Genomic DNA, 24,261 nt, shown 5'->3' with positions numbered 1-24,261 from the left:
AACATGCCCTAGCGGCGGTAGCAGCAGAGGTCTAGTATGAGCCGCACTCACGTCAGCCAGGAGGTAAACCATGTCGGCCAATAAGAAGCCTGTAAATACTCCGTTGCACTTACTCCATCAGCTCTCGGGCAGCTTGCTCGAGCATTTGGAAAACGCTTGCTCCCAAGCCTTGGCTGATGCTGAAAAACTGCTCGCCAAACTGGAAAAGCAGCGCGGAAAAGCACAGGAAAAACTGCACAAATCTCGCACCAAATTGCAGGACGCTGCGGCGGCCGGCAAAGCCAAGGCACAAGCCAAGGCCAAAGATGCGGTTCAAGAACTTGAAGACCTGCTGGACGCGCTCAAGGAGCGTCAGTCCGAGACTCGCAGCTACATTCTGCAACTCAAGCGTGATGCCCAGGAAAGCCTGAAACTGGCCCAGGGTATTGGTCGCGTGAAAGAGGCTGTCGGCAAAACGCTGACCCTGCGTTCGACCAAGCCAGCCGCCGCTGCTGGCACCACGAAAAAGCCAGCTGCCAAACCGGTAGCTGCCAAGGCACCGGCCAAGGCTCCAGCGAAAGCCGCCGCCAAACCTGCAGCGAAAAAACCAGTCGCTGCCAGCGCTGCCAAACCGGCTGCCAAACCGACCGCTGCCAAACCAGCTGCCGCTAAACCAGCAGCCAAACCGGCTGCTAAAACTGCCGCCGCCAAACCTGCCGTAGCGAAAACTGCCGCAGCGAAACCAGCTGCAAAAACTGCTGCTAAACCAGCAGCCAAAACCGCTGCGGTGAAACCGGCTGCCAAGCCAGCTGCTAAACCGGTTGCTGCAAAACCTGCCGCCAAGCCAGCGGCCAAAACCGCAGCTGCCAAAGCGCCGGCCAAGCCCGCAGCTAAACCCGCCGTCGCTGCCAAGCCAGCAACGTCCAGCGCTACCAAACCGGCTGCTGCGAAACCTGCAACGTCTGCTGCCAAACCAGCAGCCAAGCCGACGGTGAAAAAGCCAGTCGTGGCCAAACCTGCTGCCGCTAAACCAGTCGCTGCAAAACCGGCAACCGCTCCAGCGGCTGCCAAGCCTGCGACGCCTGCACCGGCGGCTTCACCTGCTCCATCCGCGAGCACGCCAGCCGCTTCGCCTGCACCGGCAGCGGCTGCAAGCACTGCCAGCACCCCGACCAGCGCTTCCTAAGTGCCGGTCACTGCGACGCGCAGCTGATTCAGCGCGTCGCGGTTCAGGTTGGCGGCGCTCGCCGCCAACCCTTCCAGCCACACGGCCAGGTCTTTGGCTTGACCCTGCGGCCATGCTTGCGCCGCATTTTCCAGACGCAACAACAGTTGCCGCTCCGCTTCCAGCTCCAGAGCTTTGACTTGCGTGCGTAACGTATTCAGTTCCTCGTCGTCGAGGGCAGCGGCTTTCCATTGCGTGCGCAGTTGTCGAAGCGGTTGCACGACTTCCGCATGCCATGGCCCGGCCAGGTGCTGGAGGTGTTGCAGGCGTTGTGCATTGCATCTCACGCCGCGCTGTCCGAGCCAGGCGGCGCACAACAACAGGCAAACGTCGGCGCCGGCTGCTTGCAGCTTCAGGCAGGCGTCCTCAACACCCGGTCGGGTGTAGAGGGTCAGGGAAAAGCTCCACAGGTCAGAGGACATAGTGCTACTCGCGCCAGTTGCGAGCGAAGCTGGTAGACTCCGCCGCCATTATGATTCGACTTCAGAACCTGACTTTACAACGTGGCCCGCAACGTCTGCTAGAAGACGCCGAGCTGACCCTGCACGCCGGTCACAAAGCCGGCCTGATCGGTGCCAACGGCGCCGGCAAATCCAGCCTGTTCGCCTTGATCCGGGGCGAACTGCACCCGGACTCGGGTGACTGCTTCCTGCCGGCCGACTGGCGCATCGCCCACATGCGCCAGGAGATCGAGACGCTCGAACGCCTGGCGGTCGACTACGTGCTCGATGGCGACCTGCGCCTGCGTGAGGTGCAACGCGACCTTGCCGCCGCCGAAGCCGCCCATGACGGCGCCGCACAGGCGCGTCTGCACGCAGAACTCGACAGCGCCGACGGGTACACCGCCGATGCCCGGGCGCGCAAGTTGCTTGCGGGTCTGGGGTTCACCAACGAACAGATGGATCGTCAGGTCGGAGATTTCTCCGGTGGCTGGCGGATGCGCCTGAACCTGGCGCAGGCGCTGATGTGCCCGTCGGATCTGTTGCTGCTCGACGAACCGACCAACCACTTGGACCTCGACGCGATTATCTGGCTGGAAGAGTGGCTCAAGAGCTACCCTGGCACCTTGCTGCTGATTTCCCACGACCGCGATTTCCTCGACGCCGTGGTCGATCACGTGGCTCACGTCGACCAGCGCAAGATTACCCTCTATCGCGGTGGTTACTCGGCGTTCGAACGTGCCCGTGCCGAACGTCTGGCCCAGCAACAACAGGCCTACGAGAAGCAACAGGCGCAACGTGCGCACATGGAAAGCTACATCGCCCGCTTCAAGGCCCAGGCCACCAAGGCCCGTCAGGCCCAGAGCCGGATCAAGGCGCTGGAGCGGATGGAGGAGCTGTCCGCCGCCCACGTCGATTCGCCGTTCGACTTCGTCTTTCGCGAGTCGGTGAAGATTTCCAGCCCATTGATCGACCTCTCCGACGCCCGTCTGGGTTATGGCGAGCGAGCCGTGCTGGAGAAGGTCAAGCTGCAACTGATTCCTGGCGCACGGATCGGTTTGCTCGGCCCCAACGGTGCTGGTAAATCGACCCTGATCAAAAACCTTGCCGGTGAACTCGAGCCGTTGTCCGGCCGCTTGACCCGTGGCGAAAACACTGTGGTCGGCTACTTTGCCCAGCATCAGCTGGATTCGCTGGATTCCAAGGCCAGCCCGTTGCTGCATTTGCAGCGTCTGGCGCCGACTGAACGCGAGCAGACCCTGCGCGACTTCCTCGGCGGTTTCGACTTCCGCGGTGCGCGGATCGACGAGCCGGTGCTGAATTTCTCCGGTGGTGAAAAGGCCCGTCTGGCACTGGCGTTGATCGCCTGGGGCCGGCCAAACCTGTTGCTGCTCGACGAACCGACCAACCACCTGGACCTGGAAATGCGCCTGGCGCTGACCATGGCCCTGCAGGAATTCAGTGGCGCAGTGCTGGTGGTCTCCCACGATCGTCATTTGCTCAAAAGCACCACGGATAACTTCTTCCTGGTGGCCGACGGCAAGGTCGAAGAGTTCGACGGCGATCTGGAAGACTACGCCCGTTGGCTGGTCGATTATCGCCAGCGCAATGCGCCGGTGAACAACTCGCCGGTCAATCCGGACAAGACCGACAAGAAAGCCCAGCGTCAGGCTGCTGCTGCGTTGCGTCAGCAACTGGCACCGCACAAACGCGAGGCCGACAAACTCGAAGCCGAGTTGGGCAAGTTGCACGAGAAGCTGGCGAAGATTGAAACCAGCCTCGGCGACAGCGCCGTCTACGAAGCCGCCCGCAAGGACGAGTTGCGTGATCTGCTGGCCGAACAGGCCAAGCTGAAGGTTCGCGAAGCCGAGCTTGAAGAAACCTGGATGGAAGCCCTGGAACTGCTCGAAAGCATGCAGGCAGAGCTGGAAGCGCTGTCCTGATAGCGGCCTGCCAGCGTTCGGTATGACGCTGGCGCGGCAGCGAAGCGTTGTCGAGCAGCTTCGGAAAATAGGCCAGGCTACCGCTAACGCTGGTCGGCATGGCCATTTTTCTGCAAAAAATCGGTAGTCATTCGCAGGCCAGCGCATTAGCTTAGACGTCTATAACGAGTCTGAGTCGAGGTGTGCGATGGTGCTTGAGACATGGCTGGCGTTTTTTGCCGCCTGTTGGGTGATCAGTCTTTCCCCGGGCGCCGGTGCTATTGCGTCGATGTCCTGTGGTTTGCAGTACGGTTTCTGGCGCGGCTACTGGAACGCCCTTGGCCTGCAACTGGGGCTGGCGATGCAGATTGCGATTGTCGCCGCCGGTGTGGGCGCGATCCTCGCCGCATCGGCCACGGCCTTCTACGCGATCAAATGGTTTGGCGTGGCGTACCTGGTGTATCTGGCGGTCAAGCAATGGCGCGCACTGCCCAGCAACATGAGCGATGACGCGGCCATTCGGCAGATCGGCAAACCGCTGGCGCTGTTGTTTCGCGGGTTCCTGGTGAATGTCAGCAACCCTAAAGCGCTGGTATTCATGCTGGCGGTGCTGCCGCAGTTCATCGACCCGCACGCGCCGTTGGTGGCGCAGTACCTGATCCTGGGCATAACGATGATCTGCGTGGACCTGATCGTGATGGCCGGCTATACCGGCCTCGCTTCCAAGGTACTGCGACTGCTGCGCACACCCAAGCAACAACGACGGATGAACCGTACGTTTGCCGGCCTGTTCATTGGTGCGGCCGGGCTGCTGGCGACCATTCGCAGAGCCGCGGTATAACTCCCGCAACGCACAAAAAAGGCGACCTCAAGAGGTCGCCTTTTTCGTTCCCGCGAATGTTACTTAGCGCAGAATAACCGGCGCCGTATCCTGCGGCAGGTTATTGCGCAGCGGTGCTTGCCCCGGCTGTTGCTGAACGCCGCGACCGAGTTGCTCGGCCAACTGACGGGCCACATCCTCACCCAGCGACTTGGACACATCACGTACCACCCGTGGGCGATTCAGCGACACTTTGACGTCGTTGCCGTTGACCAGCTTGGTGTCCTGGCCTTCACCCATGGCGGTGAACGCCGAGGTGATTTCAAACGTCCGGGTATTGATCAGGCTGAAGTCCGCCACCAGGTTCAGGCCGAGAATCGCCGAGTAGCTGTCGGTGTTGGCCAGCGAGGTGATGTCGCGGGTGAAGTCGATATCCGACAGGGTGCCGAACAACACATAGTCGGCGCCCTTGTAGTTACCGGCCTTGATCCGCTTGATCACATCAAAGACGTCTTCCTTGGACTTGGCCGTGTACGGCGTGCCTTGCACCAGCTGGAACATCCCGGACTTGAGAATCTCGCCCTTGATGTCGCCGGTGAACTTGCGAAGCTCGCCTTGCTCGATATAGCTGCTGCTGGCCTCGACCTCGTTGTAGCTCGACGAGCCGCTGGCGTGGTACATGCCCGCCTGCATGTTGCTCTGTGCGGAGACGATGTGGATGTACTGCTCCACCCGCTCTTGGTAGGCGAGGTCGGTGACCGCGATTTTCGGGGCCGCCTGCGCGCCAAACGCGCAGGCCAGGGCCATGATGCCAATCCATGCACGCATTGCTTAACGCTCCGTGGTTTTGCGGATCTCTTTCTCGTCCATCCACTCGGCCAGGCCGCTTTCAACGTCGATCAGTTGCAGGCTGAACTTGTAGAAAACGTCCTTGTAATCGCTGCTGCGCTTGACGATCGAGCTGATCGAACCTTCAAGACGGTATTTGGCGGCGATCATGTTGCCGGTCTTGGCCACGGTGCCTTTCTTGTACAGGCCGCTCTGGTTTTGCAGCTTGAGCTGGTCAACCTGGCTCTGCATCGCGGTGTTGTCGCTGGCAAAACGGGCGGTACCGGACTTCATCAGTTGAGTCTTGATGCTGGTGGTGATTTCGCGGGTATCGATGTATTCGCTGGTCTTGTTCTTCACGTCGTAGACCTGCACGACCGGGCGGCCCTGCAAGATGCCGGACTGGGCCAGGGAACGGGTCATGGACTCGGCGATCATCTGCAGGTCAGTGGAACCGAACTCGTTGGTCACCAGCTCCACAGCCTTGCTGTCGCCGTAACCGATGTTTTTCCCGCCCAGGACCGGCGAGTTGTTGGCGCAGCCGCTGGCCAGAAGGGCGACCACGGCGAGGAACGAAAAGCGTGCAAACATGGGAGTGTCTCTCTGTCACGAAATAGGGGGGCTTAAGGGGTTTTGACTTCAAGGCGGAAGTCGGTGGCCTTGGGCACAGGCGCGATGGCTGGCAGGAACGTGGCCTGCGCGGCATACAGGTTCAGGGTTTTCCAGCTTTCTTCATCGGCCACCGGGAAGCCGTCATCGCCCAGCCAGACGAAGCGGTAGTACATCGTCATGTTGGTGTGGCTGGTGTTGTTCAGCGCGACCTTGACGGTCAGGAAACCGTTTTCACGGGCGACCCGCATCGCGCCTATGGCGATGTTGTTGAACTTGTTCATCACCACGACTGTGCTCGCGGCACTGCCGGGCGCAGGTGGCGGCGGGGTGGCGCAACCGGCCAGCAGAGCCAGGGTGGCGACAGTAATCAGTTTGAAACGCATGGAGAAGCTCCGCTTAAGGTTGTTTGACGCTGGCCACGACTTGCGGGGTGGCGCTAGGGATCACGTGGGCGGCGGCGCCACTGGCGAACACCTGATTGCCCACCGTACGCAGGCTGATCACCTGGAAGCGCTGATCGACCTTGACCGTGATTCGCGAACCGCCCAGAGCGTTTGGCAGGCTCAGTTGATGCTCGCCTTTGGCCAGGCGTAGGCGCACCACCTGGGTGTTGTCGGGCAGGGTGCGCCAGGTGCGGGTATCCGCGCCTTCCATCACCGCCGACGAAATACCCACGGCCAGACCGGCCAGTGGATTGGTCTCGTTGATCTTCTTTTGCGCCACAGCGCGAGTTATCGCGCGGACGGTGGTGCGCAGGATGATCCCGGGCATATCGTCACGCAGTGCGCGGCGGGACATGGCCGTAGTGCTGTTGAGCTGGGTCAGGTTCTGTTGCTGGCCGTCGACGCCGATCTGCGCGTAAGTCACGGTCGAGGTGTCAGGCTTGATCACCGGGAATGACAACGGCGTGATCACCACGTTGTTGCTGATCGGCAGTGGCAGCGGGATGCGAATCGAGTCGCGGGCTGGCGCGAGGCCGCTTTGCACGACGATCAGGATGTCGCTTTCTTCGCTTTTTCCAGCCGGCTTGTCCAGGTTCAGCAGCGCTTGTTCGAGCAACGGCGTGTTGGGGCGCAGTTCGGCGGCTTTGCGATAGCCCGGCGCGGCCAGGTCTTTTTCACCCAGGGCTTCGTAGACGAAACCGGCCAGGTAATGACTGAATGCACTCTGATAGCTGTTCTTCAGGCCGACCACTTCAGGCGCGTCGAGACTCGCCACCGGGTAACCCTGCAGGTCCTTGTACTGAGTCTTGACGCCTTGCTTCTCGGCCTCGTCCTCGCGCTTGAGGTATTCCTTGTCGCGCAGTTCGGCGATCACCGCTTCACGTTCGTGGGTTTTCTTGATTTCGGTACGGGCGCCGTCGAAATCGTTCACCGCCAGCAGGTTCAAGGCCATTTGCGTGGTCAGCATGACTTTTTCGTAGTCATAGCCTTCGTAGCGGCGGACCTTGTCATTGACCAGAAAGCTGCCGAACTGGGTCAGGTATTTGTCGGTGTCCAGCTTGACCGACTCTTCCCAGGTACCGACGACCTGGTCCGCGCTTCTCCAGGCGGTCTGGCTGCCGGTCAGGTCACCCTTGGCGCGCAGCAGTTCACCTTTCTCGAAGTAATAGAGCAGGTCCTTGTTTTCACCTGTGTTGTTCTTTTCCAGCAGTGTCAGTGCGGCGTCGACGTGACCGCTGGCCAACTGCTGGTTGGTTTGCTGCAGTTCTGTGTCGTAGCTGCGAAAGGCCGAACAACCGGCAAGCAAAGTGACTGCGCTGAGCGCGATCGAGGTGAGGGCGCGGGATGCCATGAGTACTTCTTCCCTGAGTTTAAACAGCCGAGCGTGCTGGTCGGGCTGGGTGAACCAATCGACAGGGAAAATGGCTTTCCATGCCAAATCCTCATAAAAAGAGGAGCTTAAATGCCCGATCGCAATAACGAGGGCGCGGCATTATAAGCGCGGATAATGGCTATGTGATGGCTTTTTAATTTCATTTTTTCTATTGGTGCCACCATCCGGGAGGTGTCCGAATCCTCAAACTGTGGACGACAAAGCTTGAGCGGAAAGCATTGAGAGTGAACAATGTGTTACTTCGTATTATCAATTGAGATTCATTCATGACTGCCCCGTCCCGTTTCCTGGCCTGGCTGGTGTTCCCTTTGTTTGCCCTGTGCAGTTTCAACCTGCTGGCCGACACGCTGGAAGGTGCGCCACAGGCACTGCATTTACTCGATTACATCGGTGCCGATTATCCGGCGACCGTGGAGGCGGGCCAGGTCATCGATGACGGCGAGTACCGCGAACAGCTGGAGTTTCTTGGCGTTTTGCAGGGGCTGATCGTTGCGCTGCCGGCCAAACCCGAGCGAGCGGAAATTGAGCAGGGCGTGAGCAATCTGCGCAACGCGGTGACCCAGCGTCAGGACGGTGCGGAGGTGGCCCGACAAGCGCGGCAATTGGGCGCGAAACTGGCGGTGGCGTATGAAGTCAGTCAGGCACCGATCATTACCCCGGATCCCACGCGCGGTGCGCCGTTGTACGCGCAGCACTGCTCGGTGTGCCATGGCGACGCCGGTGCCGGTGATGGTCCTGCAGGTGTTGGCCTGACGCCGCCACCGGCCAATCTGCGTGATGCCACGCGGCTCGACCGCCTGAGCCTGTACGCGATCTACAGCACGTTGGGGCAGGGCATCGAAGGCACGGACATGCCAGCCTTCGCCGATCAACTCGACGAGCGTCAGCGCTGGGATCTGGCGACCTACATCGCCGCGTTCAGCGCCGATCCGGCTGCGGCCAAAAGTGAAAAGAACTTCAACCTTGCCGACCTTGCCCGGCAGACCCCGATGGAAGTGCTGGCGGTCGAAGGCCCTCAGGCAGCCGCCACGTTCCGCGCCCAGCGCGCCCAACCGCCGCAGGTCAAGCGTGGCCCGGCGCAGTTGCTCGATTACACCGCCGCGACCCTCGACAAGAGCCTGGCCGCTTACCGTGCCGGCGAGCGCGAGCAGGCTTATGACCTCTCGGTAGCGGCGTACCTGGAGGGCTTCGAACTGGTCGAAAGCTCGCTGGACAACGTCAACACCGTAGTGCGCAAAGACACTGAAAAATCCCTGATGGCTTACCGTCAGTCGTTGCAGGACGGGCTGCCGATCGAGCAAGTCGAGCAACGGCTGGCGTTTGCCAAAACCAAGCTGAAGGAGTCCGCGGACCTGCTGGGCAGCGATGGTTTGAGCTGGTCGCTGAGCTATGTCTCCGGCTTGCTGATTCTGTTGCGCGAAGGGCTGGAAGCGATTCTGGTCCTGGCTGCGGTGCTGGCGTTCTTGCGCAACACCGGTCAGCAGTCGGTGATTCGCAGCGTCAACATCGGTTGGGGATTGGCACTGGTGGCCGGTCTGGCGACCTGGGCGCTGGCGGCGTACGTGATCGATGTCAGCGGTGCCCAGCGCGAGTTGCTGGAAGGCTGCACCGCATTGTTTGCCAGTGTCATGGTGCTCTGGCTCGGGGTGTGGATGCACGACCGTCGCCACGCGGCGGCCTGGCAGGATTACATCAAGAGCAGCCTGGTCAGCGGCGGTGGGCGTTTCGGGTTTGCCGCGCTGGCGTTTTTCTCGGTCTACCGCGAGCTGTTCGAAGTGGTGCTGTTTTACGAAACCCTGTGGCTGCAAGCCGGCCCGGCCGGGCATAACGCGGTATTGGCAGGTGGCGCCACGGCGCTGGTGCTGTTGATCGGTCTGGCCTGGGTGATCCTGCGCGGTTCGGCGAAACTGCCGCTGGCGCTGTTCTTCGGGATCAACGCCGGTTTGCTCTGCGCGTTGTCGGTGGTGTTCGCCGGGCATGGCGTCAAGGCCTTGCAGGAGGCCGGGATCTTCGGCACTCGTCCGGTGCCATTCTTTGACTTCGACTGGCTGGGGATTCACGCTGACGCCTATTCGCTGGGTGCGCAGGCGGTGGCGATTCTGGCGATTGTCGTGCTGTATAGCCGTAGTCGCATGACGGAGAAGCGGCGGGTGCAAGTCTCTTAACCGTATTCGCTGCGCTCATTATCGCGGGCAAGCCTTGCTCCTACGGATTCGTGTCGTTCACGTGTTTGTGGCACGACAGGAAACCCTGTAGGAGCAAGGCTTGCCCGCGATGCTTTTGAAAGAGGTAAACACAATGCGTGTCTGGATCGATGCCGACGCCTGCCCTCGGGCAGCCAAGGACCTGGTGGTGAAGTTCGCGCTCAAGCGCCAGTTTGAGGTGGTGATGGTGGCCGGGCAGCCGCAGATCAAGCCGGGCCTGGCCCTGGTGAAGTTGATCGTGGTGCCGAGCGGCCCGGATGCAGCCGACGATTACCTGGTGGAGCACGCAGTCCCGGGTGAGTTGGTGATTTGCAGCGATGTGCCGCTGGCCGACCGCTTGGTGAAAAAAGGCGTTGCCGCGCTGGATCCGCGGGGCAAGGAGTTCGATGCGCAGAACATGGGCGATCGGCTGGCGGTGCGTAATCTGTTCACCGACCTGCGCGAGCAGGGTCAAATGGGGGGTGGGCCAGCGCCGTTTGGCGACCGGGAGAAGCAGGCGTTCGCCAATGCGCTGGACCGGATCATCACCCGGCTATCCCGAAAACCCTGACAAGCCCCTCGCCACAAAGCTCTCGACTGTCAGAGAAGGTTTACGCATTCTCGTGAGTCAGTTCCAGTACCCGATCAACCAGCTTGTTGATCCCTGAAGCCGCTTCGCTGATTGATTGCGCCAGCATGTAGGCCGGAGTGCTGACCAGTTTGCGTGCCTTGTCTTCGATGATCTCGCCGACGGCGCAATCGACATGGGTCGCGCCCATTCGGGTCATGGCTGCAGCGGTGTCGGCGTCGTTGCCGATGGTGCAGGTCACGCCCGGGCCGTAGATTTTCGCCGCCAACGCCGGCGAGATGCAGATCAGGCCAACCGGTTTGCCGGCTTCGGCAAAGGCTTCGGCCAGCGCCAGGACATCGGGCTGAATGCTGCAACCGGCGCCTTCGATGGCGAAGTTGGACAGGTTCTTCGCCGCACCAAAACCACCGGGCACGATCAACGCATCGAAGTCTTCGGCGTTGGCCTCGCGCAGGTCTTTCACTTGCCCGCGAGCGATGCGCGCCGACTCCACCAGCACGTTGCGCGACTCGGGCATTTCTTTGCCCGTCAGGTGGTTGATCACATGCAATTGCGCGATATCAGGGGCGAAACACTGCACCTGCGCGCCGCGTTGGTCGAGGCGCAGCAGGGTCATCACGCTTTCATGGATCTCGGCGCCGTCATACACGCCACAGCCGGAAAGTATCACTGCAACTTTTTTGCTCATGGGTTCTTCTCCAGTTTCATGGCGTTAAATGTCCACTAATTTGTCACTCGTTGCCATAGGGTTATTTCACGGCTACACCTAGGATCAGTCATCACCATTGCGATCAGGTCGCGTCATGGACTTCATTCTGTATGCGGTGCCGTTTTTCTTCGTGTTGATTGCCGTCGAGCTGCTGGCGGATCGTTGGCGCGGGGTGCGTAATTATCGCCTGGCCGATGCGATCAACAGCCTCAGCACCGGCGTGTTGTCGACCACCACCGGCCTGCTGACCAAAGGTGTGGGGCTGGTGACGTACTCGTTTGCGCTGAAGCATCTGGCGTTGTTCGAGCTGTCGGCCGAGAGCATTTGGGTCTGGTTGTTCGCCTTTGTCCTCTATGACTTCTGCTACTACTGGCTGCACCGCATGGGGCATGAGCGCAACATCCTTTGGGCGGCGCATTCGGTGCATCACCAAAGCGAGGACTACAACCTCTCCACGGCGTTGCGCCAGACCAGCACCGGGTTCCTGCTGAGCTGGATTTTCTACCTGCCGATGGCGGTGCTCGGCGTGTCGCTAATGGTGTTCGTCAGCGTCGCGGCGCTGAATCTACTGTACCAATTCTGGGTTCACACCAAGCACATCCCCAAGCTCGGCTGGTTCGAATGGTTCTTCGTCACGCCCTCCAACCATCGGGCTCACCATGCGCAGAACGCGCTCTACATGGATCGCAACTACGGTGGGGTGTTCATTATCTGGGATCGGCTGTTTGGCTCGTTCCAGGAAGAGGACGACAACGAACCGGTGATTTTTGGCGTGACCACACCGTTGGCGAGCTGGAACCCGTTGTGGGCGAACGTGCAGTTCTATACGCAGTTATGGGCCGATGCACGACGCGCCGAACGCTGGTGGGACAAGCTGCGAATCTGGTTCATGCGCACCGGTTGGCGGCCGGCGGACGTGGCGGCGAAGTACCCGATGAACAAGCCGGACCTGAGTCAGTTCCGCAAATTCGAGGTGCCGCTGGACGGGCGACAGCAGGTGTATATCGCGCTGCAGTTTTGCTTGTACATCGCGCTGGGCAGCTACCTGATGAATCTGCAGCGAAGCTTGCCAGCTGCGGCCCTGGTGTTGGGCTGGGGGGCGGTGGCGCTGGGGTTGTTTGTGCTGGGCGTGGCCCTGGAGAATCGCCCGCAGGCGTTGAAACTGGAGTTGCTGCGGCTGGCGCTGAATCTGCCGCTGGTGTGGCTGGCGCCGCTGGTCGGGCTATGGCCGGCCAGCGCGGTGGGCTGGATCGGCCTGCTCAGTTACAGCCTGCTCAGCGGCATCGGTCTCTACTGCTGCAAAAACCGCATCACTCGACTGGCGTCGTAGGTTCGCTGCTCTTGGCCTTTTCAGCTTGCAGGAGCTGATCGTCTTCGTAGATCTGCTTGGCGAGGCGAGCATTCTTGAAACGCCGGCGCAGCCAGAGGCAGAAGCCCAGCACCAGCAGGGCGCCGAGTACCCACAGTTCGTACTTCTTGACGCTGCCGAGCATGCCTTCGAGCACCGCGCCAAAGTGGTAAGCGGCAGCCGCCAGGGCGCTGGCCCAGATCGCTGCACCAATACCATTGAGTATCAGGTAGCGTCCCGGCGGGTAACCCGACAGGCCGATGGCCACGGGCATTACCGTGCGCAGGCCGTAGACGAAGCGAAAGCTCAGCACCCAGATGTCCGGGTGCTTGCGGATATGCTCCAGCGCCCGATCACCCATCAGTTGCCAGCGTGGTTTGCGCGCCAGCAGTTTGCGGCCGTGCTTGCGCCCCAGGAAGTACCACAGCTGATCGCCGGCGTAACTGCCGAAGAACGCCACGATTACCACCAGGTTGATGTCCATGTATCCGCGGAACGCGAGGAAGCCTGCGAGTACCAGAATGGTTTCGCCTTCGAAGAACGTCCCGAGGAAAAGGGCAAAGTAGCCGAAGTCATGCAGAAATTGTTGGAGCATTGTCTGGGTGCTGGCGAAATGAACGCGCAGCCTAACCCTTCAGGCACATTCAGGAAAGTGTCGAAATGTGTCTCGACGTGAACATTTCCTACAAGGACAATGATTGCGACTACAGGTCGCAGGGGTGCACATAACTGTAATGTGTTGGTCATAATGACCGCTTATAACTGTCACGCTCGCCCGTCAGCGCGGGCTCAGGAGTCTGCCGTGAGCTTTACCCCCGCCAATCGTTTGTTTCCTGCAACCCGCCTGCGTCGCAACCGTCGTGATGAATTTTCTCGTCGTCTGGTCCGTGAAAACGTTCTGACCACCAATGACCTGATTCTTCCGGTCTTCGTGCTCGACGGCGAAAACCGTCGCGAAGCGGTTACCTCGATGCCAGGTGTCGAACGGCTGACGATCGACCTGTTGCTTGAAGAAGCGGCCCGGTGGGTCGAGCTGGGCATTCCAGCCGTGGCGCTGTTCCCGGTGACCCCGGCCGAACTCAAATCCCTCGACGCTGCCGAGGCGTGGAACCCGGAGGGTATCGCCCAGCGTGCCACCCGTGCCCTGCGTGCACGCTTCCCGGAGCTGGGGGTGATTACCGACGTAGCGCTGGACCCGTTCACCACCCACGGTCAGGACGGTATTCTGGATGAAGAAGGGTATGTGCAGAACGACGTCACCGTCGATGCGCTGGTCAAACAGGCCTTGTCCCACGCCGCTGCCGGTGCGCAGGTGGTGGCTCCGTCGGACATGATGGACGGCCGCATCCAGGCGATTCGTGAAGCGCTGGAGCTGGCCGGTCACGTCAACGTGCGGATCATGGCTTACTCGGCCAAGTACGCCAGCGCCTATTACGGTCCGTTCCGCGATGCGGTGGGTTCGGCGCTGAACCTGGGCAAGGCCAACAAGGCGTCCTATCAAATGGACCCGGCCAACGGCAACGAAGCCCTGCACGAAGTGGCGGCGGACTTGTCAGAAGGCGCGGATATGGTCATGGTCAAACCAGGCATGCCGTACCTGGACATCCTTTACCGGGTCAAAGAAGAATTTAAAGTGCCGACCTTTGTCTATCAGGTCAGCGGTGAGTACGCGATGCACATGGCAGCAATCCAGAATGGCTGGCTGAGCGAAGGGGTTATTCTAGAGTCCCTGACCGCTTTTAAACGCGCTGGAGCTGATGGCATCCTGACTTACTTTGCCGTACGTGCCGCTCAATTGTTACGAGAGCAACAATAGCCCTCCCAGGAACATCCGATGAATACCGAAGGACTTACTGAAGTTGCCGTAAAAGAAGCTCAACCCCTGGTTGAGCCTGTCGTCGAAATCGAGCCTGCGCTGGAGCCTGCCCCGCCCGCGGTGGTGGTAGCCGAAGCGGCACCGGTGGCGCCGGCAGTCGCGATTCCGGGGCTGGATGACAGCAGCCTGTACATCCATCGCGAACTGTCGCAACTGCAGTTCAACATCCGCGTGCTGGAGCAGGCGCTGGATGAGTCCTATCCCTTGCTGGAACGGCTGAAGTTTTTGCTGATCTTCTCCAGCAACCTGGACGAGTTCTTCGAGATTCGTGTTGCCGGGCTCAAGAAACAGATCACTTTCGCCCGTGAACAAGCCGGTGCCGACGGCTTGCAACCGCATCAGGCGCTGGCGCGCATCAGCGATCTGGTGCACGGCCACGTCGATCGCCAATACGCGATCCTCAACGACATCCTGCTGCCGGAACTGGAAAAACATCAGGTCCGCTTCATCCGTCGCCGCTACTGGACCACCAAACTCAAGACTTGGGTGCGCCGCTATTTCCGCGACGAGATCGCGCCGATCATCACCCCGATCGGTCTCGACCCGACGCACCCGTTCCCGTTGCTGGTGAACAAGAGCCTGAACTTCATCGTCGAACTCGAAGGTATCGATGCGTTCGGTCGCGATTCCGGTCTGGCGATCATCCCGGCCCCGCGTTTGCTGCCGCGTGTGATCAAGGTGCCGGAAGAAGTCGGTGGCACCGGCGACAACTATGTGTTCCTGTCGTCGATGATCCACGCTCACGCCGACGACCTGTTCCAGGGCATGAAGGTCAAGGGCTGCTACCAGTTCCGCCTGACCCGAAACGCAGACCTGGCGGTCGACACCGAAGACGTCGAAGACCTGGCCCGCGCGCTGCGCGGTGAGCTGTTCTCCCGTCGTTACGGTGACGCGGTGCGTCTGGAAGTCGCGGACACCTGCCCGAAACACCTGTCCGACTACCTGCTCAAGCAGTTCAACCTGAGCGAGACCGAGCTGTATCAGGTCAACGGTCCGGTCAACCTGACGCGGCTGTTCAGCATCACCGGCCTGGACAGTCACCCGGAGCTGCAATACACGCCGTTCACCCCACAGATCCCGAAACTGCTGCAGAACAGCGAGAACATTTTCAGCGTGATCAGCAAGCAGGACATTCTGCTGCTGCACCCGTTCGAGTCCTTCACTCCGGTGGTCGATTTGCTGCGCCAGGCGGCCAAGGACCCGCACGTGTTGGCGGTCCGTCAGACCCTTTACCGCAGCGGCGCCAACTCGGAAATCGTCGACGCCCTGGTTGACGCAGCGCGTAACGGCAAGGAGGTCACCGCGGTGATCGAATTGCGTGCGCGGTTCGACGAAGAGTCCAACCTGCAACTGGCCAGCCGCCTGCAAGCGGCCGGCGCGGTGGTGATCTACGGCGTGGTGGGCTTCAAGACCCACGCCAAGATGATGCTGATCCTGCGCCGCGAGGCTGGCGAGATTGTCCGCTACGCCCACTTGGGTACCGGTAACTACCACGCCGCCAACGCCCGCCTGTACACCGACTACAGCCTGCTGACGTCCGACGACGCCTTGTGCGAAGACGTCGGCAAACTGTTCAGCCAGTTGATCGGCATGGGTAAAACCCTGCGCATGAAAAAACTGCTGCATGCGCCGTTCACGCTGAAGAAGGGCATGCTCGACATGATTGCCCGGGAGACCCAGTTCGCGCTTGATGGCAAACCAGCGCACATCATCGCCAAGTTCAACTCGCTGACCGATCCGAAGGTCATCCGCGCGTTGTACAAAGCCAGTCAGTCCGGGGTGCGGATCGATCTGGTGATACGCGGCATGTGCTGCCTGCGGCCGGGTATCGCCGGGGTTTCGCACAACATCCACGTGCGCTCGATCATCGGTCGCTTCCTGGAACACACGCGGGTCTTCTACTTCCTCAACGGCGGTGAAGAGCAGATGTTCCTGTCGAGTGCCGACTGGATGGAGCGCAACCTCGATAAACGCGTCGAGACCTGCTTCCCGGTGGAAGGCAAGAAGCTGATTACCCGGGTCAAGAAAGAACTGGAGCTTTACCTCACCGATAACACCCACAGCTGGAGCCTGCAGCCGGACGGCCGTTACATCCGCAACACACCGACCGGCAACCAGAACCCGCGCAGCGCCCAGGCAACCTTGCTGGAGCGTTTGGGTAGCCCGATTCTGACTGTGAATTAACGCAGGAGAGGGAGCAGCATGATGCAAAAGGGCGATCCGTAAGGATCGCCCTTTTGTTTTCAGCGAACGTTAAGCACGAAGTTAACGCGGGTCAGCCATTCCGCTTCCAGCGCGAAGTCGGCCTGGGTCAGCTGGTTTTCGTCCAGCCAGTTCTCCGGGAACAGCACATCCAGGGTGTCGCCGTTGGCCTGCAAGGTGACCTGCGGCATCTTTTGGGTGCCGCGGATGTGATGGAACAGAATCGCGAAGCGCAGCAGCACGCAGAGGCGAATCAGCTTGATGCCGTCATCGCCGAACTCGGCAAACCTGTCCTTGGGAATGTTGCGGCGGTGGCCGCGTACCAGCAGCGCCAGCATCAGCTGGTCTTCACGGGAAAAACCGGCCAGATCGGAGTGTTCGATCAGGTAGGCGCCGTGTTTGTGGAATTGATAGTGGGCGATATCCAGCCCGACTTCGTGGACCTTGGCGGCCCAGCCCAGCAAGTCGCGCCAGACGCCGTCATTCAGGTCCCAGTCATCGGCCACCTGGTCGAATGCGTGAAGCGCTTTGCGTTCGACGCGGTCGGCCTGTCCCACGTCGACGTGGTAACGCTCCATGAGCGAGCTGAGGGTGCGCTCGCGGACGTCTTCGTGGTGATGACGGCCCAGCAGGTCATAGAGCACGCCTTCACGCAGGGCGCCTTCACAGTGATCCATGCGTTGCAGTTCGAGGGCGTCGAAGATCGCTTCGAGAATCGCCAGGCCAGCCGGGAAAATTGCCCGGCGATCCGGTTTGATGCCTTCGAAATCGATTTTTTCAACGTCACCGAGTTTGATCAGCTTGCGCTTGAGCCAGGACAGACCTTCGGCATTGACCTCGCCAGTCCCGTGGCCACCCGCCTTCAGCGCCAGACCAATGGCACGGATGGTGCCCGAGGAGCCGATCGCTTCATCCCAGGTCAGGCGGTGCAGGGCGTGCTCGATGCTCATGATCTCCAGCCGCGCCGCCGTGTAGGCCTGGGCGTAACGGGCCGGGGTGATCTTGCCGTCGCGGAAATAGCGCTGGGTGTAGCTGACGCAGCCCATTTGCAGGCTTTCGCGCAGCAGCGGCTCGAAGCGCTGGCCGATGATGAATTCGGTACTGCCACCGCCGATGTCGGCCACCAGACGCTTGCCCGGTGTGTCGGCGAGGGTGTGGGAGACGCCAAGGTAGATCAGGCGGGCTTCTTCACGACCGGAGATGACTTCTACCGGGTGACCGAGGATTTCTTCGGCGCGGCGGATGAATTCGCCACGGTTGCGCGCCTCACGCAGGGCGTTGGTGCCGACGATCCGCACGGCGCCCGGTGGCATGCCGTTGATCAGTTGGGCAAAGCGCTTCAGGCAATCGAGCCCGCGCTGCATGGATTCTTCGGTTAGTTGGCGCTCTTCGTCGATCCCCGCGGCCAACTGAACCTTCTCGCCAAGCCGCTCGAGAATACGGATTTCATTGTGCAGGGCCTTGGCCACGACCATATGAAAGCTGTTCGAGCCCAGGTCTATAGCGGCGATCAGGGACAGATTCTTGGCTTGGGATTGAGGCATGGTGAGGGGGTCTCGGTCGATAACCTCGACATCCTGCCACGATCAACCGCTGCCGCCAACGCGCACGAATTAAAGCATTGATATGACGCACGAAACTCGGTGGCTCGAGCGTCTATCCTCTGTGGCGAGGGAGCTTGCTCCCGCTGGAGCGCGAAGCGGTCCTCAATGGTGGGCCCGATTTCTACCAGGCAGACCGCATCTGCAGGCCTTACGACTGCTGCGCAGTCGAGCGGGAGCAAGCTCCCTCGCCACAAGGCTTCAGGCAGTCGTCTCAACGGTGCCAATGAAATTCGCCAGCTCTGCCGTCTTCGGATTGGCAAACAACACTTTCGGATCGCCCACCTCGTGCACCTTGCCTTGGTGCATGAACACCAGTTTGTCGCCGACCTCGCGGGCGAAGCGCATTTCGTGGGTGACCATGATCAGCGTCATTCCGTCCCTGGCCAGTTGCCGGACCACGCTCAGCACCTCGTTGACCAGCTCGGGATCAAGTGCCGAGGTGATTTCGTCGCACAGCAGCACTTTCGGCGACATTGCCAGGGCCCGGGCAATCGCAACACGCTGTTGCTGGCCGCCGGACAGTCGATCCGGGAACGCATCGAATTTCTCCGCGAGCCCGACCCGCTCCAGCATCTGTCGCGCCAGCCCGGCGGCTTTGGTCTTGGAGACTTTCTGCACCACTTGCGGCGCGAGCATGACGTTTTCGCCCACCGTCAGGTGCGGGAACAGGTTGAATTGCTGAAACACCATGCCGACCTTCTGTCGCAGGCTGCGCAGGCTGCGCAGGTCGGCGCGGGCGGCGTCGAGGTATTCGCCGTCGACTTCGATCACCCCGTCGTTGATCGACTCCAGGCCGTTCAAGGTGCGCAGCAGGGTCGATTTCCCCGAGCCGCTACGCCCGATGATTGCCACCACCTGGCCTTCATCGACGCTCAGGTCGATGCCTTTGAGCACATGGTGATCGCCGTAATATTTATGCAGGGCGGAAATTCTAAGCAGAGGCATGCAGTCTCCTTTCCAGGTAGCGGGCACTGAGGGACAACGGGTAGCAGAGCAGGAAGTAACCGAGCGCCACGAGGCCGTAGACCATGAAGGGTTCGAAGGTTGCATTGGCGAGCATGCCGCCGGTTTTGGTGAGTTCGGTGAAGCCGATGATCGAGGTCACCGCCGTGCCCTTGACCACCTGCACCGAGAAGCCCACGGTCGGTGCCACGGCAATGCGCAGGGCTTGCGGCAGGATCACGTGGCGCAGCTGTTCAAAGGGATTGAGCGCCAGGCTTGCCGACGCTTCCCACTGACCGTTGGCGATCGAATCGACGCAGCCGCGCCAGATCTCCGCCAGGTAAGCGCTGGTAAACAGCGTCAAGGCAATCGCCGCCGCCAGCCACGGCGAAATCTCGATCCCCAGCAGCGCTACGCCGAAAAACACCAGGAACAGCTGCATCAGCAGTGGTGTGCCCTGGAACAGCTCAATGTAGGTACGGGCGAAGCCTCGTGGCAGGGCGTTTTTCGAAATACGCAGGGTCATGATCAGCAAGCCGATCAGCCCGCCACCGATAAACGCTACCAGCGACAGCGCCAGGGTCCATTGCAGGCCGGTGAGCAGGTTGCGGACGATGTCCCAGAAGGTGAAATCGCTCATTGGTCGTTCCTCGCAATGTAGCGTCGCCCAATCCAGTTCAGTAGCTGGCGGATCAACAAGGCCATGCACAGGTAGACCAGCGTGGTCAGGGCGTAGGTTTCGAAGGCGCGGAAGTTGCGCGACTGAATGAAGTTGGCGGCAAAACTCAGCTCTTGCGTGGCGATCTGTGAGCACACTGCCGAACCGAGCATGACGATGATGATCTGGCTGCTCAGGGCCGGCCAGACTTTGCCCAGCGCCGGCAGCAGCACCACATGGCGAAACGCTTCGAAGCGGCTCATCGCCAACGCCGCCGCAGCTTCCAGCTGGCCACGCGGAATCGCTTGAATGCCCGCGCGAATGATTTCCGTCGAATAGGCGCCGAGGTTGATCACCATCGCCAGCACTGCCGCCTGCCATTCGGAAATTTGCAGGCCCAGCGACGGCAAGCCGAAGAAGATGAAGAACAGTTGCACCAGAAACGGTGTGTTGCGGATCAACTCGACGTAAACCCCGAAAATCCCGGCAAACGGACGGATGTTCCACGCCCGCACCACCGCGCCGACAATCCCCAGGCTCACCCCGAGCAGTGCGCCGATGGCCGTCAGCTCAAGGGTGAACAGCGCACCGCGCAGCAGCAGGTCGGTGTTCTGCACCACCGGTAAAAAGTCGAACTGATAGGCCATGGACAGTTTCCTCGATTAAGCGCCGTCGCGACGATCAGAGATCGGCCGGCAGCGGCTGCTTGAGCCAGGTTTGAGCGTTTTTCTCGAGGCTGCCATCGGTCCTGGCGGTGGTCAGGATCTGGTTGACCTTGTCCAGCAGCGCCGGCTCGTTCTTGTTCACACCGACGTAGACCGGCGAATCCTTGAGCTTCAGTTTCAGCGCCGGAATGCGTTTCGGGTTGCGCTCGCTGATGGTCGCCATCACCACGTTGCCGCTGGCGATCAGGTCGACTTGCCCTGCGAGGTAAGCGGCGACGGTCGAGTTGTTGTCTTCGAAGCGCTTGATGGTCACGCCTTGCGGGGCCACGGCAGTCAACTCGATGTCTTCGATGGCGCCACGGGTGACGCTGACGGTTTTACCCTTGAGGTCATCCAGGTCGTTGATGGCGACGTCTGGCGGGCCGAACACCGCGAGATAGAAGGGCGCGTAGGCGCGGGAGAAGTCGATGACCTTCTCGCGCTCAGGATTTTTGCCGAGGCTGGAGATCACCAGGTCGACCTTGCCGGTGGTCAGGAACGGAATGCGGTTGGTGCTGTTGACCGGCGTCAGTTCGAGTTTGACCTTGAGCTGGTCGGCCAGCAGTTTGGCGGTGTCGATGTCCAGGCCGCGGGGTTTCATGTCGGGGCCCACCGAGCCAAACGGCGGGAAGTCCTGAGGCACGGCGACCTTGAGCGTGCCGCGTTTGACCACATCCTCCAGGCCGTCGGCATGGGCGGGGAGCTGACAGAGCATCAGGCTGGCGAACAGGGCAGTGAGCAGGGCGCTGCAACGCTGGGTCATGGCAAATCTCCGGATTCGGCAAGTGATTTCTGCGAATCGACAGAGCACAGGCCATGCCAACCCTCGGCGAAATGCCTGTAAGGCCACGGATTTACTGGCGTTTGTCGGTCTTACTGGTCTGAACAGTTGCTGATGTTTTCGCACCTTGATCGGGCATCGCCTAAAGCGCTCGAACCCCCGTGGGGCACGACTTGCCTGACTCGGCGATTAGCTTTACAACTAGCCGCTCACTGGTCTGGCTCGTCTGAAAAACCATGAATTCGATCTCCCGCGCCGTACCCGAAGTGGCGCTGCACGCCATCCGTAAACTGATTGCCGAACAGGGTTTCGGGCCGGGGGACGTGCTGCCTTCGCAGCGTGATCTGGCACTGCAACTGGGCGTGAGTCGGGCGTCGCTGCGTGAGGCGTTGTCATCCTTGAGTGCCTTGGGGGTGATCAGCGTGCAGCCTGGCAAAGGGGTTTTTGTTCAGGCAGTCGAGCAATCCCCGGCAGTGTCGGGAGTCAGTTGGCCGTTCGCGGCTCAAGCATCGCCTGTGGATATCTTTCAGTTGCGCTATGCCCTGGAAGGTTTTGCGGCGGGGTTGGCGGCGGTGACATTGAGCGCCGATGAGCTCGATGCCCTTGAGGATAACGTTGCAGCGATGCGCGACGAGTTGCGTGCCGGGGACTTCGACGCGGCGGCGCGGCTGGACTTCGAATTTCATCGGCGAATCCTGCTGGCCAGTGGCAATCAGGCGATGTTGAGCATTCTGACGGCGAGTGCCGAGCTCTTTCTGGAGAGCCAGAAACTACCGTTTATCCGGGCCGAACGGGCCATGGAAACCTGGCAGGAACACCGCAAGATCCTCCGGGCGCTGGCCCGCCGGGCTTCGGGGGGCGCGCAGAAGGCTATGCAGGAGCACGTGCGCAACGCGGCCTTGCGCACTGGAATCTCCTTCGTGACCCCCGCCACGGCGTGACTTGAGCTATACCCAAACTCATGCACCACCATAGCGAGACTCAATCATCTGCGGCTTCCTGAACGAGGGAAGGGCGGCTATGATGGGCCACGTTTTTTTGCTTACAACCTGGAGACTTCCATGAGCAGCGATCTTATCAAACACGTTAGCGACGCTAGCTTCGAAGCTGACGTACTCAAGGCCGAAGGTGCTGTACTGGTCGACTACTGGGCTGAGTGGTGTGGCCCATGCAAGATGATCGCTCCGGTTCTGGACGAAATCGCTGAAACCTACAAAGGTAAGCTGACCGTTGCCAAGCTGAACATCGACGAAAACCAGGAAACCCCGGCCAAGCACGGCGTACGTGGTATCCCGACCCTGATGCTGTTCAAGAACGGCAACGTCGAAGCGACCAAGGTCGGCGCGCTGTCGAAGTCGCAACTGGCTGCCTTCCTCGACGCCAACATTTAAGCGTTGTTGCAAGCGTCATCCAAAAAGCCCCGCAAATAGCGGGGCTTTTTCGTTATTCAGGGCTAGACGCTCCGAAACTCAGGTGTTACATTCGGCCCCGCACTGGTTTCTCCAGCGCCCCCTGCAAGCCGTCGCCGACGCTCTCCTTTTCGAATAAGTACGCGATCCTGTCGCCTTCTCTGCGGCGCGGCCTCATTAAGCCAAAAGCTTAATTTCCCCCCCTCCATAAATGATTACGTCATTCCTATATGAATCTGACTGAACTCAAGCAAAAGCCGATTACCGAACTGCTCGAATTGGCCGAACAGATGGGCATAGAAAATATGGCCCGTTCGCGCAAGCAGGATGTGATTTTCTCCTTGCTGAAAAAGCACGCGAAAAGCGGCGAGGAAATCTCCGGTGATGGCGTGCTGGAGATTCTCCAGGACGGCTTCGGCTTTCTCCGCTCTGCAGACGCCTCCTATCTTGCCGGCCCAGACGATATCTACGTCTCGCCGAGCCAGATCCGTCGCTTCAACTTGCGCACCGGTGACACCATCGTTGGCAAGATCCGTCCTCCAAAGGAAGGCGAGCGTTATTTCGCACTGCTCAAGGTCGACACGATCAATTACGATCGTCCCGAGAACGCGAAAAACAAGATTCTCTTCGAGAACCTGACCCCGCTGTTCCCGACCGTGCGCATGAAGATGGAAGCCGGTAACGGTTCCACCGAAGACCTCACCGGTCGTGTCATCGACCTGTGCGCCCCGATCGGTAAAGGCCAGCGCGGTCTGATCGTTGCTCCGCCAAAAGCGGGCAAGACGATCATGCTGCAGAACATCGCTGCCAACATCGCGCGTAACAACCCTGAAGTTCATCTGATCGTGCTGCTGATCGACGAACGTCCGGAAGAAGTAACCGAAATGCAGCGCACCGTGCGCGGCGAAGTGGTTGCCTCGACGTTCGACGAGCCGCCAACCCGCCACGTGCAGGTTGCCGAAATGGTGATCGAGAAGGCCAAGCGCCTGGTTGAACACAAGAAAGACGTGGTCATCCTGCTCGACTCCATCACCCGTCTGGCACGTGCCTACAACACTGTGATCCCGAGCTCCGGCAAGGTCCTCACCGGTGGTGTCGATGCCCACGCCCTGGAGAAACCAAAGCGTTTCTTCGGTGCCGCACGGAACATCGAAGAAGGCGGCTCGCTGACCATCATCGCTACCGCGCTGGTTGAAACCGGCTCGAAGATGGACGAAGTGATCTACGAAGAATTCAAGGGCACCGGCAACATGGAACTGCCTCTGGATCGCAAGATCGCTGAAAAGCGCGTCTTCCCGGCGATCAACATCAACCGCTCCGGCACCCGCCGCGAAGAGTTGCTGACTGCCGACGACGAGCTGCAGCGCATGTGGATCCTGCGCAAGCTGCTGCATCCTATGGATGAAGTGTCTGCCATCGAGTTCCTGGTCGACAAGCTGAAACAGACCAAGACCAATGATGAGTTCTTCCTGTCGATGAAACGCAAGTAAGTCGATCAGGCCAGCAAAAGCCGGGGAAACCCGGCTTTTTGCTATCTGACCGTTGATGATTTGCCTGGTCACTCTTCTGAATGGGTGGGTTCGAGGCTAAACTC

23 protein-coding genes are annotated in these 24,261 nt (G+C 60.4%); 11 read left to right on the top strand and 12 right to left on the bottom strand.

What is annotated here, in order from left to right; translation table 11 throughout:
- Positions 1 to 70: 70 nt before the first annotated feature.
- On the top strand, positions 71 to 1,165 hold the full coding sequence (locus tag AABM55_RS28285; protein ID WP_347928310.1) for an AlgP family protein: 1,095 nt from the start codon (positions 71 to 73) through the stop codon (positions 1,163 to 1,165).
- Here the strand turns inward: AABM55_RS28285 and AABM55_RS28280 are convergent.
- Positions 1,162 to 1,626, bottom strand: a complete 465-nt coding sequence (locus tag AABM55_RS28280; RefSeq protein WP_347928309.1) for a TIGR02444 family protein — start codon at positions 1,624 to 1,626, stop codon at positions 1,162 to 1,164. The two genes, AABM55_RS28285 and AABM55_RS28280, sit on opposite strands and share 4 nt — an antisense overlap.
- 50 nt (positions 1,627 to 1,676) lie before the next feature.
- Here AABM55_RS28280 and AABM55_RS28275 point away from each other — a divergent pair, with 50 nt between their 5' ends.
- Entirely contained in the window at positions 1,677 to 3,587 is a 1,911-nt protein-coding gene (locus AABM55_RS28275; RefSeq protein WP_103317875.1) for an ATP-binding cassette domain-containing protein, read from the top strand.
- A gap of 187 nt (positions 3,588 to 3,774) precedes the next feature.
- Positions 3,775 to 4,407 (top strand): LysE family transporter, encoded by a 633-nt coding sequence (locus AABM55_RS28270; protein ID WP_054594598.1) that lies wholly within the window; start codon positions 3,775 to 3,777, stop codon positions 4,405 to 4,407.
- 63 nt (positions 4,408 to 4,470) lie between these two features.
- Here the strand turns inward: AABM55_RS28270 and AABM55_RS28265 are convergent, their stop codons facing one another.
- Genes AABM55_RS28265 through AABM55_RS28250 form a run of 4 tightly spaced genes read right to left on the bottom strand, consistent with a single transcriptional unit; the run spans position 4,471 to position 7,620 of the window.
- Positions 4,471 to 5,214 (bottom strand): penicillin-binding protein activator LpoB, encoded by a 744-nt coding sequence (locus tag AABM55_RS28265; protein ID WP_347928308.1) that lies wholly within the window; start codon positions 5,212 to 5,214, stop codon positions 4,471 to 4,473.
- Between the two features lie 3 nt (positions 5,215 to 5,217).
- On the bottom strand, positions 5,218 to 5,805 hold the full coding sequence (gene lpoB, locus AABM55_RS28260; protein ID WP_054594596.1) for a penicillin-binding protein activator LpoB: 588 nt from the start codon (positions 5,803 to 5,805) through the stop codon (positions 5,218 to 5,220).
- Between the two features lie 32 nt (positions 5,806 to 5,837).
- Positions 5,838 to 6,209, bottom strand: a complete 372-nt coding sequence (locus AABM55_RS28255; RefSeq protein WP_347928307.1) for a YcfL family protein — start codon at positions 6,207 to 6,209, stop codon at positions 5,838 to 5,840.
- A gap of 13 nt (positions 6,210 to 6,222) precedes the next feature.
- Positions 6,223 to 7,620 carry a hypothetical protein gene (locus AABM55_RS28250; RefSeq protein ID WP_347928306.1) on the bottom strand — a complete coding sequence of 466 codons (1,398 nt, stop codon included), beginning with the start codon at positions 7,618 to 7,620 and terminating at the stop codon, positions 6,223 to 6,225.
- A gap of 308 nt (positions 7,621 to 7,928) precedes the next feature.
- On the opposite strand from AABM55_RS28250, the gene AABM55_RS28245 reads away from it, so the two are divergent.
- Complete coding sequence (locus AABM55_RS28245; protein WP_347928305.1) at positions 7,929 to 9,827, top strand: FTR1 family protein; 1,899 nt, start codon at positions 7,929 to 7,931, stop codon at positions 9,825 to 9,827.
- Between the two features lie 133 nt (positions 9,828 to 9,960).
- On the top strand, positions 9,961 to 10,416 hold the full coding sequence (locus AABM55_RS28240; RefSeq protein ID WP_019694208.1) for a YaiI/YqxD family protein: 456 nt from the start codon (positions 9,961 to 9,963) through the stop codon (positions 10,414 to 10,416).
- 40 nt (positions 10,417 to 10,456) lie between these two features.
- Here AABM55_RS28240 and elbB read toward each other — a convergent pair whose 3' ends face one another.
- The gene (gene elbB, locus AABM55_RS28235; RefSeq protein ID WP_347928304.1) at positions 10,457 to 11,122 is read right to left on the bottom strand and encodes an isoprenoid biosynthesis glyoxalase ElbB; all 666 of its coding nucleotides are present in this window, start codon (positions 11,120 to 11,122) and stop codon (positions 10,457 to 10,459) included.
- A gap of 115 nt (positions 11,123 to 11,237) precedes the next feature.
- Between elbB and AABM55_RS28230 the strand changes: the two genes are divergently transcribed.
- Positions 11,238 to 12,473 (top strand): sterol desaturase family protein, encoded by a 1,236-nt coding sequence (locus tag AABM55_RS28230; RefSeq protein ID WP_347928303.1) that lies wholly within the window; start codon positions 11,238 to 11,240, stop codon positions 12,471 to 12,473.
- On the opposite strand, the gene AABM55_RS28225 is transcribed toward AABM55_RS28230, so the two are convergent.
- A complete protein-coding gene (locus tag AABM55_RS28225) occupies positions 12,454 to 13,086 on the bottom strand; it encodes a DedA family protein (protein ID WP_054594590.1) in 633 nt (210 codons plus the stop codon). The genes AABM55_RS28230 and AABM55_RS28225 overlap by 20 nt on opposite strands.
- A 207-nt stretch (positions 13,087 to 13,293) precedes the next feature.
- Here AABM55_RS28225 and hemB point away from each other — a divergent pair, with 207 nt between their 5' ends.
- Both hemB and ppk1 read left to right on the top strand, forming a co-directional pair.
- A complete protein-coding gene (hemB, locus tag AABM55_RS28220; RefSeq protein WP_054594589.1) occupies positions 13,294 to 14,307 on the top strand; it encodes a porphobilinogen synthase in 1,014 nt (337 codons plus the stop codon).
- A gap of 18 nt (positions 14,308 to 14,325) precedes the next feature.
- On the top strand, positions 14,326 to 16,551 hold the full coding sequence (gene ppk1, locus AABM55_RS28215) for a polyphosphate kinase 1 (RefSeq protein ID WP_347928302.1): 2,226 nt from the start codon (positions 14,326 to 14,328) through the stop codon (positions 16,549 to 16,551).
- 59 nt (positions 16,552 to 16,610) lie between these two features.
- Here the strand turns inward: ppk1 and ppx are convergent, their stop codons facing one another.
- From ppx to AABM55_RS28190, 5 genes are all read right to left on the bottom strand, one after another.
- The gene (gene ppx / locus AABM55_RS28210; RefSeq protein ID WP_054594587.1) at positions 16,611 to 18,113 is read right to left on the bottom strand and encodes an exopolyphosphatase; all 1,503 of its coding nucleotides are present in this window, start codon (positions 18,111 to 18,113) and stop codon (positions 16,611 to 16,613) included.
- 258 nt (positions 18,114 to 18,371) lie between these two features.
- Entirely contained in the window at positions 18,372 to 19,118 is a 747-nt protein-coding gene (locus AABM55_RS28205; protein WP_347928301.1) for an amino acid ABC transporter ATP-binding protein, read from the bottom strand.
- The gene (locus AABM55_RS28200; protein ID WP_123581023.1) at positions 19,105 to 19,755 is read right to left on the bottom strand and encodes an amino acid ABC transporter permease; all 651 of its coding nucleotides are present in this window, start codon (positions 19,753 to 19,755) and stop codon (positions 19,105 to 19,107) included. Before AABM55_RS28200 ends, AABM55_RS28205 begins: the two co-directional genes overlap by 14 nt.
- On the bottom strand, positions 19,752 to 20,420 hold the full coding sequence (locus AABM55_RS28195) for an amino acid ABC transporter permease (protein ID WP_347928300.1): 669 nt from the start codon (positions 20,418 to 20,420) through the stop codon (positions 19,752 to 19,754). Before AABM55_RS28195 ends, AABM55_RS28200 begins: the two co-directional genes overlap by 4 nt.
- A gap of 34 nt (positions 20,421 to 20,454) precedes the next feature.
- Positions 20,455 to 21,240 carry a transporter substrate-binding domain-containing protein gene (locus AABM55_RS28190; protein WP_347928299.1) on the bottom strand — a complete coding sequence of 262 codons (786 nt, stop codon included), beginning with the start codon at positions 21,238 to 21,240 and terminating at the stop codon, positions 20,455 to 20,457.
- Between the two features lie 254 nt (positions 21,241 to 21,494).
- Between AABM55_RS28190 and AABM55_RS28185 the strand changes: the two genes are divergently transcribed.
- From AABM55_RS28185 to rho, 3 genes are all read left to right on the top strand, one after another.
- Positions 21,495 to 22,199, top strand: a complete 705-nt coding sequence (locus AABM55_RS28185) for a FadR/GntR family transcriptional regulator (RefSeq protein WP_347928298.1) — start codon at positions 21,495 to 21,497, stop codon at positions 22,197 to 22,199.
- Between the two features lie 120 nt (positions 22,200 to 22,319).
- Entirely contained in the window at positions 22,320 to 22,649 is a 330-nt protein-coding gene (gene trxA, locus AABM55_RS28180; RefSeq protein ID WP_003206727.1) for a thioredoxin TrxA, read from the top strand.
- A 248-nt stretch (positions 22,650 to 22,897) separates the two neighbouring features.
- Entirely contained in the window at positions 22,898 to 24,157 is a 1,260-nt protein-coding gene (gene rho / locus AABM55_RS28175; protein ID WP_007899384.1) for a transcription termination factor Rho, read from the top strand.
- Positions 24,158 to 24,261: the final 104 nt, after the last annotated feature.

It is taken from the genome of Pseudomonas helvetica (genome assembly GCF_039908645.1).
Lineage (GTDB): Bacteria > Pseudomonadota > Gammaproteobacteria > Pseudomonadales > Pseudomonadaceae > Aquipseudomonas > Aquipseudomonas helvetica.
The sequence above is the reverse complement of the archived record's forward strand: the minus strand, read 5'-3'. Positions and strand labels throughout refer to the sequence as shown.

What these genes read in the sequence shown, in the direction of transcription:
- AABM55_RS28285 (WP_347928310.1), top strand. Translation starts at nt 71, where the DNA reads ATGTCGGCCAATAAGAAGCCTGTAAATACTCCGTTGCACTTACTCCAT.
- AABM55_RS28280 (WP_347928309.1), bottom strand. Translation starts at nt 1,626, where the DNA reads ATGTCCTCTGACCTGTGGAGCTTTTCCCTGACCCTCTACACCCGACCG.
- AABM55_RS28275 (WP_103317875.1), top strand. Translation starts at nt 1,677, where the DNA reads ATGATTCGACTTCAGAACCTGACTTTACAACGTGGCCCGCAACGTCTG.
- AABM55_RS28270 (WP_054594598.1), top strand. Translation starts at nt 3,775, where the DNA reads ATGGTGCTTGAGACATGGCTGGCGTTTTTTGCCGCCTGTTGGGTGATC.
- AABM55_RS28265 (WP_347928308.1), bottom strand. Translation starts at nt 5,214, where the DNA reads ATGCGTGCATGGATTGGCATCATGGCCCTGGCCTGCGCGTTTGGCGCG.
- lpoB (WP_054594596.1), bottom strand. Translation starts at nt 5,805, where the DNA reads ATGTTTGCACGCTTTTCGTTCCTCGCCGTGGTCGCCCTTCTGGCCAGC.
- AABM55_RS28255 (WP_347928307.1), bottom strand. Translation starts at nt 6,209, where the DNA reads ATGCGTTTCAAACTGATTACTGTCGCCACCCTGGCTCTGCTGGCCGGT.
- AABM55_RS28250 (WP_347928306.1), bottom strand. Translation starts at nt 7,620, where the DNA reads ATGGCATCCCGCGCCCTCACCTCGATCGCGCTCAGCGCAGTCACTTTG.
- AABM55_RS28245 (WP_347928305.1), top strand. Translation starts at nt 7,929, where the DNA reads ATGACTGCCCCGTCCCGTTTCCTGGCCTGGCTGGTGTTCCCTTTGTTT.
- AABM55_RS28240 (WP_019694208.1), top strand. Translation starts at nt 9,961, where the DNA reads ATGCGTGTCTGGATCGATGCCGACGCCTGCCCTCGGGCAGCCAAGGAC.
- elbB (WP_347928304.1), bottom strand. Translation starts at nt 11,122, where the DNA reads ATGAGCAAAAAAGTTGCAGTGATACTTTCCGGCTGTGGCGTGTATGAC.
- AABM55_RS28230 (WP_347928303.1), top strand. Translation starts at nt 11,238, where the DNA reads ATGGACTTCATTCTGTATGCGGTGCCGTTTTTCTTCGTGTTGATTGCC.
- AABM55_RS28225 (WP_054594590.1), bottom strand. Translation starts at nt 13,086, where the DNA reads ATGCTCCAACAATTTCTGCATGACTTCGGCTACTTTGCCCTTTTCCTC.
- ppk1 (WP_347928302.1), top strand. Translation starts at nt 14,326, where the DNA reads ATGAATACCGAAGGACTTACTGAAGTTGCCGTAAAAGAAGCTCAACCC.
- ppx (WP_054594587.1), bottom strand. Translation starts at nt 18,113, where the DNA reads ATGCCTCAATCCCAAGCCAAGAATCTGTCCCTGATCGCCGCTATAGAC.
- AABM55_RS28205 (WP_347928301.1), bottom strand. Translation starts at nt 19,118, where the DNA reads ATGCCTCTGCTTAGAATTTCCGCCCTGCATAAATATTACGGCGATCAC.
- AABM55_RS28200 (WP_123581023.1), bottom strand. Translation starts at nt 19,755, where the DNA reads ATGAGCGATTTCACCTTCTGGGACATCGTCCGCAACCTGCTCACCGGC.
- AABM55_RS28195 (WP_347928300.1), bottom strand. Translation starts at nt 20,420, where the DNA reads ATGGCCTATCAGTTCGACTTTTTACCGGTGGTGCAGAACACCGACCTG.
- AABM55_RS28190 (WP_347928299.1), bottom strand. Translation starts at nt 21,240, where the DNA reads ATGACCCAGCGTTGCAGCGCCCTGCTCACTGCCCTGTTCGCCAGCCTG.
- AABM55_RS28185 (WP_347928298.1), top strand. Translation starts at nt 21,495, where the DNA reads ATGAATTCGATCTCCCGCGCCGTACCCGAAGTGGCGCTGCACGCCATC.
- trxA (WP_003206727.1), top strand. Translation starts at nt 22,320, where the DNA reads ATGAGCAGCGATCTTATCAAACACGTTAGCGACGCTAGCTTCGAAGCT.
- rho (WP_007899384.1), top strand. Translation starts at nt 22,898, where the DNA reads ATGAATCTGACTGAACTCAAGCAAAAGCCGATTACCGAACTGCTCGAA.